The sequence below is a fragment of the Phaeodactylibacter sp. genome (genome assembly GCF_040219495.1).
Classification (GTDB): Bacteria; Bacteroidota; Bacteroidia; order Chitinophagales; family Saprospiraceae; genus Phaeodactylibacter.
This window is the reverse complement of record NZ_JAVJSK010000142.1, coordinates 1-13307: the sequence shown is the minus strand read 5'-3', so window position 1 is coordinate 13307 and position 13307 is coordinate 1. Positions and strand designations below refer to the sequence as shown.

Below are 13307 nucleotides of genomic sequence, written 5' to 3'. Positions count from 1 at the left end.
TCGGTTGATTTGCAGGGTCATTCTCTCGCTTGATCTCTTTTCCGCAATTATGGCAATTCATAGACAATAAGAGTTTAGTGCCGGGAGTGATCAATACTCCCGGCATGGTGGTAGAAAATAAAGTGTACTGCATTCACTTACAGGGCCGTGGCTGGCTCATTACGCCGGTTGCGGTAGTACGTATTCTTACATCGTTTAGAACAGAACTTCCGGTTCGGCGTACTCTCCAGCATAGCCGAATGACACTGTTTGCAATGCTTTTGTGGCACAACGGCCACAGGCTTTATTGGGTGCCGTTGCTGTAGGCTGGCACCTGGTGCCCGTTGCTGGATGCTGCCGGACGGCTTGACCGGCGCTGTGGGTTTCCCAGGCTTGTGTTTTGACTGGTGAGGATCAACCGGATTTCCAGTATCAGACCAACCAGGATGAAGAACACAAACCAACCTTTGTAGACGCTGACATCTGCAATCTGACTTCCGGCCCATAGCTCGGCTACGTGCGTGGCGGTAGTGATCTCATGCCAGACTAAAGCCACTGAAGCGATCAGGCCCAACCAACCGTTACCTTTCTTATTGTCGCTGAAGTCGCGGATAGAGGAAATGAGCAATGCCAGGCGAACACCTTCCTCGATGAATGCGGCAAAAACGGCCATGGCCATAGCAGCCCAGGGTTCAAACCGGACTTCAAATAAATGACTGTAGTAGTCGGTGCGGAAGATGCCAATAATCACAAAGGTGCCGATTGCCATAATGAGTAGGGCAAAGGGTGCATACTCGCTGATCTTGTTCATAATGGGAGTTACGTCGAAATTCCTTAAATTTGTCATAGTCATTTACAATTTTAAATTGTGAATAGCCCGCTTCGAGTGTCCGCTCGGAGTGGGCTTTTTTAATGATGGTTACGAATTGCGCAATACTTGCTTTAGCTCTGACCGTAGCCAGTAAATCTGTTTGCCCTTCCGGTAGGAGGGTTCCAGCTTGCCGTCTTTGTGGTATCGCCGTACTGTTGGCATAGAAACCTGCAATATGTCGCACATTTCTTCCATGACGACAATTTCGGTGACTGGCTTGCCTTGCTTGTTGGCGTCTTCGATCACGGCCTCCAATTCCGTTAGGTCTGCCGTCACCGCTGCCAGCTTTTCGCGGGCTTGCCTGACGGCTTTTGAAAGGTTGACATTCATACATCGTACTGTTTTAGTGATAAGAAAAAATAGGGTTAATGAATCCGCTTTCGTTATCAAATATACAACTTGTACGTTTAGTGTGCGTAATTTTATACGCACATTTTTGATAAAAAAACATCTACCGAATTACTGTCATTGATACCCATTTGATAATCAAAGGAATATCTGCTTTTCCCACATCGAAAAAAAACAGGCATTGCCATACGATAGACTTCGCGGATTCATTTTTGAAGAACCCTAATCCCCGTTTTTGCGCATCGGTCACAATAGGGGTGTGGTTGAGTAAGAACTCAGAAAAGTGTTGAGCTAAAGGCGTGGTAAACCAATCTAGTGCAGTTGTCACCGGTGCATCTTCCTGCCATTCTCTGCCGGTGTAGCCCGACAAATAGACAAAAGCCTTCAGGCTTATTTGCAGGTCATCTGGTAAACTGGATAGGAACTGAAGTACATCTTCTTTGCCTAATATTTCCAGTATGGCCCAAAGAGAGTACCAATCCGGGGCAATCGTTTCTGTGGCTTCGCCAAATTCGATTACAGCACGTTTCAACTGATTTTCCAGTAAGACAAATAGGGGGGAATCGTAATGGTACAAGTCATCGGCAAACCCTTTGAGGGTAAACCGGTCTTTGTAATGCTTGTACTCAATTCGAATGACCTTCCGGGCCTTATCCTCAAATAGCTGAAGTTGGTTCGCTACTTCAGGCAAGGTGGCTAATTCAGTCGCTTGTAAGAACTCCTGCTTTGTCAAAGTTCCACCTTTATAGATTAGTGGGACGTTGCACTGGATGTTTTTCCTGTTAAATGTGATCTGACAATACACAGGAAAGGTTTCTTTTCCAGCGATCATTTTAGGCTTCAGCCGGTCATTCAGATAGAATCGAATCCCTATTTTCTTTTCCTTAGCCATCTACTGCCATTCAATTTTTTCGAGTTCCCGTTCCACCTGCGAGTTAGCCAGGCGAATGTAAATCTTAGTCATATCCAGCGTGGAATGATTAAGCAGCCGTTGCAGCACTGGCATCTGTACCCGTGGTGCCATCTGCGTTGCAAAGGTGCGCCGGCTGACGTGAAAACTCAGCTGCTTATCTATCCCGGCAAGCCCTGCCAGCTCCTTCAGGCAACGGTTGGTGTATTGGTTGGTGAGCTTGAACAGCGGGAAGGCTTGTAAGTCCTTCCGGTTGTCGAGTCTCTGCTCTGCCAGGCGGTCACGAATGATCTGTTCCGGCTTGCTCCATTGGATGCTGTCCCGCTTGAATAGCAGCCACAGCGGTATGGTGTGTTTGTTGCGGGTCTTCTCGATCCGCATCGTGATCTGCATTCCCTTTGCCGTCTCTTCAATATGCTTCCGGGCCAGCTTCACCACATCCCCGAATCTTAGCCCGGTATAACAGGCAAATAAGAACATGTTCCGGATCTTCTCCAGGTACTTGAAACCGGAGGGGATCTCCAGCTGCTCCAGGAGGTGCAACTCGGCTTCGGTCAGGTACTCGCGGTGGGGTTCTTCCTGCCGTGGCTTGAACTTCCGGTACGGGTTGCCATCTATAGGCAGATAGTCGTGCTTGATAGCCAGGTTGATGTAAGTGCGCAAGCACTTATGGTGCCGGAACGCGGTATTCAATCCCATGGGGTGGGAGAGTAGGTATTTGTTGAAGGACGACAGGAAGGAATACTTCAAATCTGAGAACAGCACGTTCGCCTGGAACCGCTTGAGGTATCGCAGCGTTACCCGGTGCTGACGCTTGGTGCTTTCCTGAAGTTCCGGGCGCTCGATCTCCCGCTCAAAAAACTCCGTGAATGTCAGATAGGGATTAAGGTCGGGCGCATCCTCAGCTGCGGGATTTTCCAACAGTCGCAGCGGTGCCGCTCCAAACCGTTGAAGGAGTTCCAACTCCCGTTTTTTGTAGCCCTTAATTTGTTCGTGGATCAGGTCGTTTAGGTGCAGCTCGGAAATGTGGCTTTCTGATACCCGGCGGTGAGTGGTGTCCCAGTGGTCCGGCTCGATGTAGATGCCGGTAGAGAAAAACCGGGTGCGCTGCTCTGCTGGAGAGTAGGCCCGGACCTGAATGAGGGCTTCCCCATCCTGGTTTAAGATGTTGTTCCGATTGTAGACCACTGAGAATTTGATCTTTTTGAAATGCGTTGCCATGACTGATTAAGTTGAAAGGTTAAGTAATTGCGGATCAATAACCCTTTCAATACAAAAACCAGTACAAAAGCAGACTATCCGTTGATAGTCAAAAGTTGCGTTTTCGCGCTCAATCCGTTGATTGTAGGTAAGTTGTGGTTGTCATTTGACAACCAACAACCTACGTTCGTGATCCCAGCAGGATTCGAACCTGCGACCGCCTCATTAGAAGTGAGGTGCTCTATCCAGCTGAGCTATGGGACCGTTTTTTGCGATTGCAAAGATACTGTTTTTTTCCTTATCGGTCAACAAGTTCTAAAGGGGAGAACCATCGCCCCGGCTTTCCTGTTTAAAGAGAAGTTATTAAGTTTTACTGCAATACACTAGGTTTTAATCGATAATCCCGTGAAGAAAATTGTAAAAAAGAAAAGAATATATTTCTCATTCGCCTTTTTCCTACTGCTTATTTATGGCTACAACTTCATGGAAATGAGGATTAGCACGCCTACTTATGAGCGGATACTGGCAGACAACCCTCTTGGTCTGAATGCAGAGTTTGGTACCCTGATAACAGAAGACCGGGAGCTGCGTTACCTGGAAATCGGGCGGGATTCCATGCCTTTGATTGTTTTCATACATGGTGCGCCGAGCTCTTCTTCCTTTTGGCGGACTTTCCTGAGGGATAGCAGCTTGCTGGGCAAAGCCAAACTCATGGCGGTGGACCGGCCAGGCTATGGCTACTCTGGCTATGGGTCGCCTGAGATTTCCGTTAAAAAGCAAGCGGCTTTGATTGCCGAAGTGATTCGGCAAAAACGGGGGCAGCACCCTTCTGTTATTTTGCATGGATCGAGCTATGGAGGGACCGTTGCAGCCCGCATTGCGATGGACTTCCCCGACCTGGTGGACGGCCTCCTTTTGCAGTCGGCTTCTCTCATGCCGGGCAAAGAGAAAACCTTCCTGTTTACGCACATCACTAAACACTGGCCTTTCCAGTGGCTGTTGCCGGGGTCGATACATGTAGCTAATATGGAGAAACTGAGCCACAAAATGCAGCTTGACTCCATGGCAGGGCTCTGGGGCCGTATCAAGAGTGCGGCCATCGTACTGCACGGGGACTCCGATAACCTGATCTATCCTGAAAATGCTATATTCGCCAAAGAGCGGTTGGTGAATGCTTCGTTTTTGGAGCTCAAACTGCTGGATGGGCGTAAGCATGACCTGCTTTGGACCAAACGGCAATTACTGGAACAGTCGCTGGAGAAACTACTCCAAATAACAACCGGGCATTATACCGGCGCTGATGGCTTCTCCTCCGTTCAATACTAGGTGCGTTTGGGAGCTTGCTCTTGTTCCAAACCAGGGCTTATGAACGCCTCATTATCGCATCAAGGCTATTCGCCTTTGATCTGCATAATGAATGTGCTCCAGAATGCTTTAATAAACGATCTGTCAATCGCATGAGCCAAGTCAAAATTGAAGAAAGCTGGAAAGCGGTGCTCGCTCAGGAGTTTGAGCAGCCGTACTTCCAAAGCATTGCTACCTTCCTGAAAAAAGAAAAAGCAGCTGGAAAGCAAATCTACCCACCCGGTTCCCTCATATTCAATGCGTTCAATACGACCCCCTTCGATCAGGTCAAAGTGGTGGTGCTTGGACAAGACCCCTACCACAATCCCGGGGAAGCCATGGGGCTTTCGTTTTCGGTGCCCAAAGGGGTGCGGGTGCCGCCATCACTGCGCAATATTTATAAAGAACTACAGTCTGACCTCGGGTTGTCCCCTCCTGACCACGGCGACCTCACGCAATGGGCTGAACAAGGCGTCTTTCTACTCAATGCCATGCTGACCGTAGAGCATAAATCCGCCGGGTCTCACCGAAAAATTGGCTGGCAGGATTTCACGGACGCCGTTATCCGAAAGTTATCAGAACAGCGCGAGGGTTTGGTCTTTATGCTGTGGGGCGGTTTCGCCCGCCGGAAAAAAAGCCTCATCGACCGCAAAAAACATTTGATCCTTGAGGCCGCTCATCCCTCTCCTTTGGCCGGCGGCGCCTATTTTGGCAGCGCGCACTTCTCTAAAGCTAATGTTTACTTGCAGGAACAGGGTCAGACAGCCATCAATTGGCAGCTCACCTAACAATGCATTTCCCGAGCGCTGAACGCAAATATTGATAATTCATAGCCCGGTATTTGCATTATTAAAAGCCAATACATAAATTTGATACGCAAACGTGCAACTTCCTACCTGAATTTCAGGTCTGTACTCTGAATAATCTCTGGTTTTCCAGTCCTTCTAACAGAAAATACAAGATCGTATAGCTGAGTCGGTATGGCTTGGTCTCTAAAGTTATGTCCGACAGAAAGAATTTTAATCATCCATTAACCCTATTGAAATTATGAAAAAGCTTGTTTTACCCATTCTTGTCTTAGTAGTGGCGTTCCTGTCGGTTCAGCCAGCCCACGCGTTCGTGGTAAAGGTGACCGATCAGGATAAAATCCAGACCTCTGCCGAAGCTGCTGGCCTGGAAATGAACGGTTTGGAAAGCCTCACTATTGACGAGTTCCTGGACCTGACCCCAAAGCAAATCCGCCAGGAAACAGGCGAAAAGCTGAACCTCAAGGAAATTGTTGCGCTGAAAGCGGCTCAGAAAGCCGTGAAGAAAGAGTTGCGCAAAGGCAATAAAGAGGGCAAGCCGAAAAGTCAGCTAGTGGCATTGCTGCTCGTTCTTTTAGTTGGAGGTATTGGCATCCACCGGTTCTATCTGGGCTACACTACCATTGGTATTATTCAGCTCTTGACGCTGGGTGGCTGTGGTGTTTGGGCGCTAATCGATCTTATCCGTATTGTAATGGGCGATCTTGGCCCTGCAGATGGAAGTGCTTATGACCCAACCCTCTAAGCAAAAATTATTCGCAAAGGTAAGGCTGGCAGCAATGCTGGCCTTACCCATTGTGCTTTGGATCCTGCCCGCCGATTTCTTCGACGACGGGCAATCCGTTTGTGTCTCCCGCCTGCTTTTTGATGTGGAATGCTATGCCTGTGGGCTCACCCGGGCGGTCATGCACCTGATGCACCTCGACTTTGCGGAGGCTTTTTACTACAATACACTCGTAGTGGTGGTGATGCCGCTGCTCATTTTGCTCTGGGGGATTTGGGTCCGGCAGGATTTACGTACACTTGGGCTTTTCCCCAAATCATCTTCAGCCCCTGCCGGCGAATCTACGGCTTGATACCCGTCAGCCGGTAAACCGTTTCCCGTTCGAGTTCCTTCACCCCACCAATGGGCAACTTCAGACTTTCGAGGCTAAGCTGTTGTATCTTGGTACGTACCAACCGCAGTACAGGATAGCCTATCGCCGCGCACATGTGCCGTACCTGACGGTTTTTGCCTTCGGTCAGTTGGATGGTAAGCCAGCTGTCGGGCACCGTTTTCCGGAAGCGGACGGGCGGGTCACGCTCGGGTAGGGGAGGAGGTGAGGCAAAAAGGGTGACAACCGCCGGACGGGTCTGATACGTTTGCTTTTTTACCCGGATAGATACGCCCTTGCGCAGCTGTTTTAAGGCTTCCGGAGTAGGAGTCCCTTCTACCTGTACCCAGTAAGTCCGGGGGTGGGCAAATGAAGGGTTGAGCAGCTGATGCGTTAGGGATTTATCATTGGTAATCAGGAGCAGGCCTTCACTGTCTTTGTCCAGCCGCCCCACCGGGTAAACATCCTTCGGGAAATTATACACATCGCCCAGCACACGGTGGTCAGGGTGCTCCCGCGTAAACTGACTGAGCACCCCATAGGGTTTATTGATGATGTAGTATTGGAGTTCCGGCATTATACGTTGAAACGGAAGTGCATGACATCACCATCGGTGACAATATATTCTTTGCCTTCTACCGCCATTTTCCCCGCTTCTTTGACGGCTTGCTCTGAGCCCAGCTTGACGTAGTCGTTGTACTTGATTACCTCTGCACGGATAAAGCCTTTCTCAAAGTCGGTGTGGATCACACCGGCTGCCTGTGGTGCTTTCCAGCCATCCTGAATGGTCCAGGCGCGGACTTCTTTCTCTCCGGCTGTGAAGTAGGTAATGAGGTTGAGCAACTTATAGGTGGCACGGATGACCCGGTTGACGCCCGGCTCTTCCAGCCCCATGTCATTCAGGAACTCCATGCGTTCCTCTTTGGTCTCCAGCTCCGCAATATCAGCTTCGATAGCGGCACTCACCAGGATCACCTCAGCGGGCTCGCCTGCCACAGCGGCTTTGAAGCGCTCGGCGTGGGCATTGCCACTATTCACGGCATCTTCTTCTACGTTGCAGACATACAGGATCGGCTTGGCGGTCAGCAAAAACATTTCCCTAAGCAGGGCTTGTCCGGCTTCATCCAGCTCAATCGAACGGGCGGGCTTTTCGTCTTCCAGGTGGGCCATGATTTTCTGGCTGATCTCCAGGTTTTTCAGGTCCTCCTTGTTATTGCTCTTGGCCTGCCGCTTTAAGCGATCGACCTGCTTCTCAACCGTCTCAATGTCCTTGAGGAGCAGTTCGGTATCGATGGTTTCTTTATCGCGTACCGGATCAACGTTGCCGTCAACGTGCACCACATTCCCTTCATCAAAACAGCGCACCACGTGCACGATAGCATCAACCTCCCGGATATTGGCCAGGAATTGATTGCCGAGCCCTTCCCCCTGACTGGCCCCTTTGATCAGACCGGCGATATCGACGATCTCGATCGTAGTGGGCTGCACCTTTTGGGGGTTTACCAGCTCCGAGAGTTTATCCAGCCGCGGGTCAGGAACGGTAATCACGCCAACGTTGGGGTCTTTCGTTGCGAATGGATAGTTAGCCGCCAGTGCTTTGGCAGAGGTCAGTGCATTAAAAAGGGTGGATTTTCCGACGTTGGGAAGCCCTACGATACCCGCCTTAAGTGCCATATAGAGTATTTGATTGAAAGTAACGTAATCGACAGGCGGCAACTGCGCCACCTGTCAAATGCCTGATAAGGCCGCAAAGGTAAGGAATTGGTTAGAATAAACCGTGCAGCTCTACATTAACCTGATTAATGATACCGCCCAGGTCTTCCGGATTGTGCATGAAGTCTACGTGGTCGGCATTGATGATGAGCAGTTTGCCATCCTTATAGCCGCTGATCCAGTTTTCGTAACGCTCATTGAGCCGCTTGAGGTAGTCCAGGCTCATGTTGCCTTCATAGTCGCGCCCCCTTTCCTGAATATGCTCCACCAGGGTCGGAATGCTGGCCTTAAGGTAGATCAGCAAGTCAGGGGGCTGAATCTGGGAAGACATGGTCTTGAATAGTTCGAAGTAGTTTTGAAAATCGCGGGTAGACATCAGCCCCATATCGTGCAGGTTGGGCGCAAAAATATAAGCATCCTCATATATGGTGCGGTCTTGTACCACCGTCCGGTCGCCCGCCAGGATTTTCAGGACTTGCTGGTAACGGTTGTTGAGGAAGAAGACCTGCAGGTTGAATGACCAACGTTGCATATCTTCGTAAAAGTCGCTCAGGTAAGGGTTGTCATTGGCTGATTCATAGTGGACATCCCAACCGAATTGATGGCCGAGTTTTTCCGAAAGCGTGGTTTTGCCTGCTCCGATGTTTCCGGCTATAGCAATATGTTTTATATTTGGCGGCGGCTTCGCGCTGTTTTCGCTCATTTTCTTCAGGATTTCCTGCGAAAATATAAAAGAAAGCGGAAATAATCCGGTTCAATCGGCTACTGTTAGGGGCGAAAAAGAAATAAAAAGTAGCACTTTGGGCTTCTTAAAGTCAGACAAGCCACTGATGTAAAGGCAGTTGTGGCTAAATCCGGAAAAGCCCCGGAGCCAAATTGGAGCCTGGTTTTTCCGTCAAACATGCTCTTAGAGCATAAAGAGTTGTTTACCGATGAATTAGGGTCAACCATCTAATAATTTTTTATGAAAATTGACGAGTCCTTAATATTGAAGCTGGAACAATTGTCCCGCCTGCAACTTTCTGCCTCCGAGCGCTCCGGTATCCGCGAAGACCTCAACCGTATTCTGGAGATGGTCGAGCAACTGGAGGAGCTGGATACAGAGGGCGTTGCCCCGCTGACTTACATCAACGAAGATGTTAATGTGATGCGGGAAGACACCATCCGCGGGCAAACGGACCGGACCGCTGCCTTGAAAAACGCTCCTGATCAGGATGGAGCTTACTTCCGGGTACCCAAAGTAATTCCGTCAAAGACGGCAAAAAAATAATCATTTATGCAGCCCATCATAGCAGTTAAGGGACTTACGAAAACCTACACCATGGGTACCACTAAGGTACATGCTTTGAGCGGAATTGACCTGGAGATCCAACCCAACGAATACCTGGCTCTAATGGGCCCATCGGGCTCGGGGAAGTCCACGCTGATGAACCTCCTGGGCTGTTTGGATACCCCAACGAGTGGCGAGTACTGGCTCAACAGCGTCAACGTCTCTACTATGGAGGATGACGACCTGGCAGAGGTCCGGAACAAGGAAATTGGCTTTGTCTTCCAAACCTTCAACCTGCTCCCGCGCCTTTCCGCACTGGAAAATGTCGCCTTGCCTCTGGTTTACGCCGGGCAGTCGAAGTCGGCCCGCCTCGAACGGGCCCGCGCGGTGCTCACGGAAGTGGGCCTGGGCGACCGGGTGGACCACAAACCTAATGAGCTATCGGGCGGGCAGCGGCAACGGGTGGCTATCGCCCGGGCGCTGGTGAATAAGCCTTCTATTATTCTGGCGGATGAGCCGACCGGTAACCTCGATACCAAAACTTCCATTGAGATTATGGGGATTCTTGAGCGCATTCACGAAATGGGCAATACCGTAATTCTGGTGACGCACGAGCCGGATATTGCTGAGCATTGCCACCGTATGGTCCGGCTCCGGGATGGTGCCGTGGAAGTCGACGAGCGCAATGATAACGTGGTCAAAGCCAGTGACCCCACCCACCGTTACAATCAGGATTAAGAGGGTGTGGGGGGCTTTATGAACCGGCCGCCCAACCAGCCTTATACGCTTCCAGGCCTTCTTTTTTAGAACCTCCTGCCCGGCCCGCTTGTTGATCCATGAAAACGACAACCAATCATGGGATTTAAAATCTATACCAAAACCGGCGATGCGGGCACCACGGGGCTTTTCGGCGGCAAACGCCTGCCCAAAAGCCACCTGCGTATTGAGTCTTACGGTACCGTTGATGAGCTGAATGCCCACATCGGCATGGTGCGCGATCAGTTCACAGAACCAACAGTGCGCGCCTTGCTAAAAGCCATTCAGGACCGCCTGTTTACCATCGGTTCCAATCTGGCCTCTGACCCGGATAAGGATATGATAGTACCGGATATTCAACCCGAAGACATCGAAGCTCTGGAAGCCGCCATGGACGAGATGGACAAGACTCTGCCGGAACTGAAGAACTTCATCCTCCCGGGCGGGCATCCGGCAGTTTCCAGTGCGCATATCGCCCGTTGCGTATGCCGCCGGGCGGAGCGGTTGGTTGTTGCTCTGGACCAGGAGTCCCGTGTGGCACCGGTCGTGTTGCAGTACCTCAACCGCCTTTCTGATTACCTGTTTATACTGGCCCGCTTCATTGGCTACTCCAAAGGTGTGGAGGAAGTCGTCTGGGCACCTCGTAAACAGTAATAAGGCACTGTTGCTGCCTGGTCAGCGAATTGCTCCAAAGAGTGCCGCGCCAACAAGTTCTAAATCCGTATCTTTACGCCTATGAGTGCATGGAAATCGACGATAGAGGGGCTGCCCACACTAGTCAAATACCTGATGGTGGCTGGTGTGGTGGCGATCATCAGCTTCCTGTTCCCGAATAATGTGAAGTTCAAATATGAATTTGACAAGGGGCAGCGTTGGCGCTATGAGGACCTGCGGGCACCCTTTGATTTCGCGATCCTCAAGCCCGAACAGGAAATCGAGGAGGAACGCGCCAGGATCCGGGATAACTTTTCGCCCTATTACGAGGTGCTCCCAAGCATTACGGAAGAACAAATCGCTGGCTTCCAGCAACGGTTTGATGCCCAACTCTCGGAAGTCAAAGCGGAGCAGTTCCCGGATGTGACCAAGCACCCGGATGATTACCGGTCCTTCGGCAAAACCCTGCTGCAGGGGCTTTATGATTCGGGCATAACGGAGCTGGCCCCCGTGCACAAGGACAAGCCGAACGACTTCGTGGTGAATGTGCTACAGGGCAATACTACCCACCCTCAAACTTTAGAGAACCTGACGACGGTGCCGGAGGCTGCGGCTTCCCTTGCAGAATCCCTGCCCTACAGCAAATTAGCGGAATCCGACTTCCTGTACGGGTTGTTGGAAGCCTCCATTGCGCCCAATATGTTTTTCAATGACACCCTGAGCGAGCGTTTGCTGTCGGAGGAGCTCAGTCAGGTGGGGCTTTACCGCGGGCGGGTCTCCAAGGGGGATCTCATCGTCACCGAAAACGGCTACATCACAGAAGAGATTTACCTTAAACTGGCGTCTTTCAAATCGAAATACCGGGAGGAAGTCACCGATGAACAGTCTTACACAGGGGTATTGGCAGGGTATGCCCTGCTGACGACGCTCATCATCGGTATTTTTCTGCTGTACGTACGCCTGTATGCGCAAGCCGTCTTTTCCCGGTTCAATAAGCTGGTATTCATTATGCTTTGGTTGGTGGCCTTTAGCTATCTGGTGTATGCCGTTGAGCAGGTGGCGCTGCTGAGCACCTACATGATCCCATTTTGTATTGTCCCTATTGTCATCAAGAACTTCTACGATGAGCAACTCGCGCTATTCACCCACCTGGTGGTGATACTGCTGGCCAGTTTCCTGTCTTCCCTGGGGTATGAATTCACGTTCCTGCAAATCCTGGCAGGCATCGTAGTGCTGCTGAGTGATGTGGATACCCGCGACTGGACGCGATTTTTCTACTCCATACTATATATTTTCGTGGTCTACTTCCTGGGGTACGCCGGGCTTTCCCTCATTCAGGAAGGCAGCTATGAAGACATTGACCTGTCAGTGCTGTCCTGGCTGGGCATTAGTGCTTTTATGACCTTGCTGGCTTATCCGCTCATTCCACTTTTGGAGCGCTTTTTTGGCTTTACTTCCGCCATTTCTCTGGTGGAATTATCGGATATGAACCGGCCACTGCTCCGGCAGCTGGCGAATAAAGCACCGGGTACGTTGCAGCATTCCCTGCAGGTGGCGAACCTCTCTGAGGAGGCCGCCCGGGCCGTCGGTGCCAATCACCTGCTCGTAAAGGTAGCCGCGCTTTACCACGATGTTGGCAAAACCCTGCAACCGGATTTTTTCATCGAGAACCAGAGTGTTAAAAGCCCCCACCTGAATATTTCAGACAAGGAAAGCGCTAAGATCATCATCAGCCACGTCCCGGAAGGGGTGAAAATGGCAAAGAAAGCCCGGCTGCCGAATCTCCTCATCGACTTCATTAAGTCCCACCACGGGACTACCCGGGTTGAGTATTTCTACCGCAACTACATCAAGGACCATCCTGAAGAGGAGGTCGACGAGCAGGAGTTCCGTTATCCTGGCCCTAAGCCGGTCACGAAAGAAGAAACCATTCTCATGTTGGCCGATAGCATAGAGGCGGCCTGCAAGAGCCTGAAAAACCCCACAGAGGCTGCCCTGCTGGAGCTGATTGACAAGATTATTACCGGGAAGATTGCGATGGGGCAGTTGGAAGACTCCGAGTTGACGTTCTCTGAGCTGGAAACCTGCAAAACGGTTTTTCAGCAGCTCATGCGCAGTGTGCATCATGTGCGTATTGAATACCCGGAAGAGGAAAAGTCGGAAGAGTAACTCCTTATTTACCTTTCTCCCAACTTTTGCACCATTAGCATGCAGCTGGATTTTTAGAGCTTGTTGGGAAATTTCATTGGGTAAAAAACGAATATCCCGAATGAAAGAAAATAAAAGGGTTGATGCTTCCTTATTTTCAAGGATTTAAGAACCTGACGTCGAAATTAAACCTTCACTTAGCCCGCTAAGCTCA

The 13307-nt window shown here is 50.5% G+C and carries 15 protein-coding genes and 1 tRNA gene; 8 read left to right on the top strand and 8 right to left on the bottom strand.

The features are described from left to right. Positions 1-283: 283 nt before the first annotated feature. The 5 genes from RIC19_RS23090 to RIC19_RS23070 form a co-directional block, all read right to left on the bottom strand. Entirely contained in the window at positions 284-826 is a 543-nt protein-coding gene (locus RIC19_RS23090; RefSeq protein ID WP_350180752.1) for a hypothetical protein, read from the bottom strand. A 72-nt stretch (positions 827-898) separates the two neighbouring features. Beyond that, positions 899-1180, bottom strand: coding sequence for a helix-turn-helix domain-containing protein (locus tag RIC19_RS23085; RefSeq protein WP_350180751.1), 282 nt, complete (start codon positions 1178-1180; stop codon positions 899-901). Positions 1181-1301: 121 nt separating this feature from the next. Further along, on the bottom strand, positions 1302-2090 hold the full coding sequence (locus RIC19_RS23080) for a hypothetical protein (protein ID WP_350180750.1): 789 nt from the start codon (positions 2088-2090) through the stop codon (positions 1302-1304). Next, positions 2091-3329 carry a tyrosine-type recombinase/integrase gene (locus tag RIC19_RS23075; RefSeq protein WP_350180749.1) on the bottom strand — a complete coding sequence of 413 codons (1239 nt, stop codon included), beginning with the start codon at positions 3327-3329 and terminating at the stop codon, positions 2091-2093. A gap of 169 nt (positions 3330-3498) precedes the next feature. Further along, a tRNA-Arg gene (locus RIC19_RS23070) sits at positions 3499-3572 on the bottom strand. Positions 3573-3797: 225 nt separating this feature from the next. On the opposite strand from RIC19_RS23070, the gene RIC19_RS23065 reads away from it, so the two are divergent. The 4 genes from RIC19_RS23065 to RIC19_RS23050 all read left to right on the top strand — a co-directional run bounded on the left by RIC19_RS23065 (position 3798) and on the right by RIC19_RS23050 (position 6534). Then, entirely contained in the window at positions 3798-4634 is an 837-nt protein-coding gene (locus RIC19_RS23065) for an alpha/beta fold hydrolase (RefSeq protein ID WP_350180748.1), read from the top strand. Positions 4635-4765: 131 nt separating this feature from the next. After that, positions 4766-5440: a uracil-DNA glycosylase gene (gene ung, locus RIC19_RS23060; protein ID WP_350180747.1), complete on the top strand. Its 675-nt coding sequence runs from the start codon at positions 4766-4768 to the stop codon at positions 5438-5440. A gap of 259 nt (positions 5441-5699) precedes the next feature. Then, the gene (locus RIC19_RS23055) at positions 5700-6203 is read left to right on the top strand and encodes a TM2 domain-containing protein (protein ID WP_350180746.1); all 504 of its coding nucleotides are present in this window, start codon (positions 5700-5702) and stop codon (positions 6201-6203) included. 34 nt (positions 6204-6237) lie between these two features. Then, complete coding sequence (locus RIC19_RS23050) at positions 6238-6534, top strand: DUF2752 domain-containing protein (protein WP_350180745.1); 297 nt, start codon at positions 6238-6240, stop codon at positions 6532-6534. Here RIC19_RS23050 and RIC19_RS23045 read toward each other — a convergent pair. From RIC19_RS23045 to RIC19_RS23035, 3 genes are all read right to left on the bottom strand, one after another. Further along, positions 6524-7129, bottom strand: a complete 606-nt coding sequence (locus RIC19_RS23045; RefSeq protein ID WP_350180744.1) for a pseudouridine synthase — start codon at positions 7127-7129, stop codon at positions 6524-6526. The two genes, RIC19_RS23050 and RIC19_RS23045, sit on opposite strands and share 11 nt — an antisense overlap. Then, positions 7129-8226, bottom strand: a complete 1098-nt coding sequence (ychF, locus tag RIC19_RS23040; RefSeq protein ID WP_350180743.1) for a redox-regulated ATPase YchF — start codon at positions 8224-8226, stop codon at positions 7129-7131. Before ychF ends, RIC19_RS23045 begins: the two co-directional genes overlap by 1 nt. Before the next feature lie 91 nt (positions 8227-8317). Continuing rightward, a complete protein-coding gene (locus RIC19_RS23035) occupies positions 8318-8968 on the bottom strand; it encodes a deoxynucleoside kinase (RefSeq protein WP_350180742.1) in 651 nt (216 codons plus the stop codon). A 261-nt stretch (positions 8969-9229) separates the two neighbouring features. On the opposite strand from RIC19_RS23035, the gene gatC reads away from it, so the two are divergent. From gatC to RIC19_RS23015, 4 genes are all read left to right on the top strand, one after another. Beyond that, positions 9230-9535: an Asp-tRNA(Asn)/Glu-tRNA(Gln) amidotransferase subunit GatC gene (gatC, locus tag RIC19_RS23030; RefSeq protein WP_350180741.1), complete on the top strand. Its 306-nt coding sequence runs from the start codon at positions 9230-9232 to the stop codon at positions 9533-9535. A gap of 6 nt (positions 9536-9541) precedes the next feature. Next, positions 9542-10273, top strand: coding sequence for an ABC transporter ATP-binding protein (locus RIC19_RS23025; protein WP_350180740.1), 732 nt, complete (start codon positions 9542-9544; stop codon positions 10271-10273). A gap of 117 nt (positions 10274-10390) precedes the next feature. After that, positions 10391-10945 carry a cob(I)yrinic acid a,c-diamide adenosyltransferase gene (locus tag RIC19_RS23020; protein WP_350180739.1) on the top strand — a complete coding sequence of 185 codons (555 nt, stop codon included), beginning with the start codon at positions 10391-10393 and terminating at the stop codon, positions 10943-10945. Between the two features lie 81 nt (positions 10946-11026). After that, positions 11027-13114 (top strand): HD family phosphohydrolase, encoded by a 2088-nt coding sequence (locus RIC19_RS23015; protein WP_350180738.1) that lies wholly within the window; start codon positions 11027-11029, stop codon positions 13112-13114. The last annotated feature ends 193 nt before the right edge of the window (positions 13115-13307 follow it).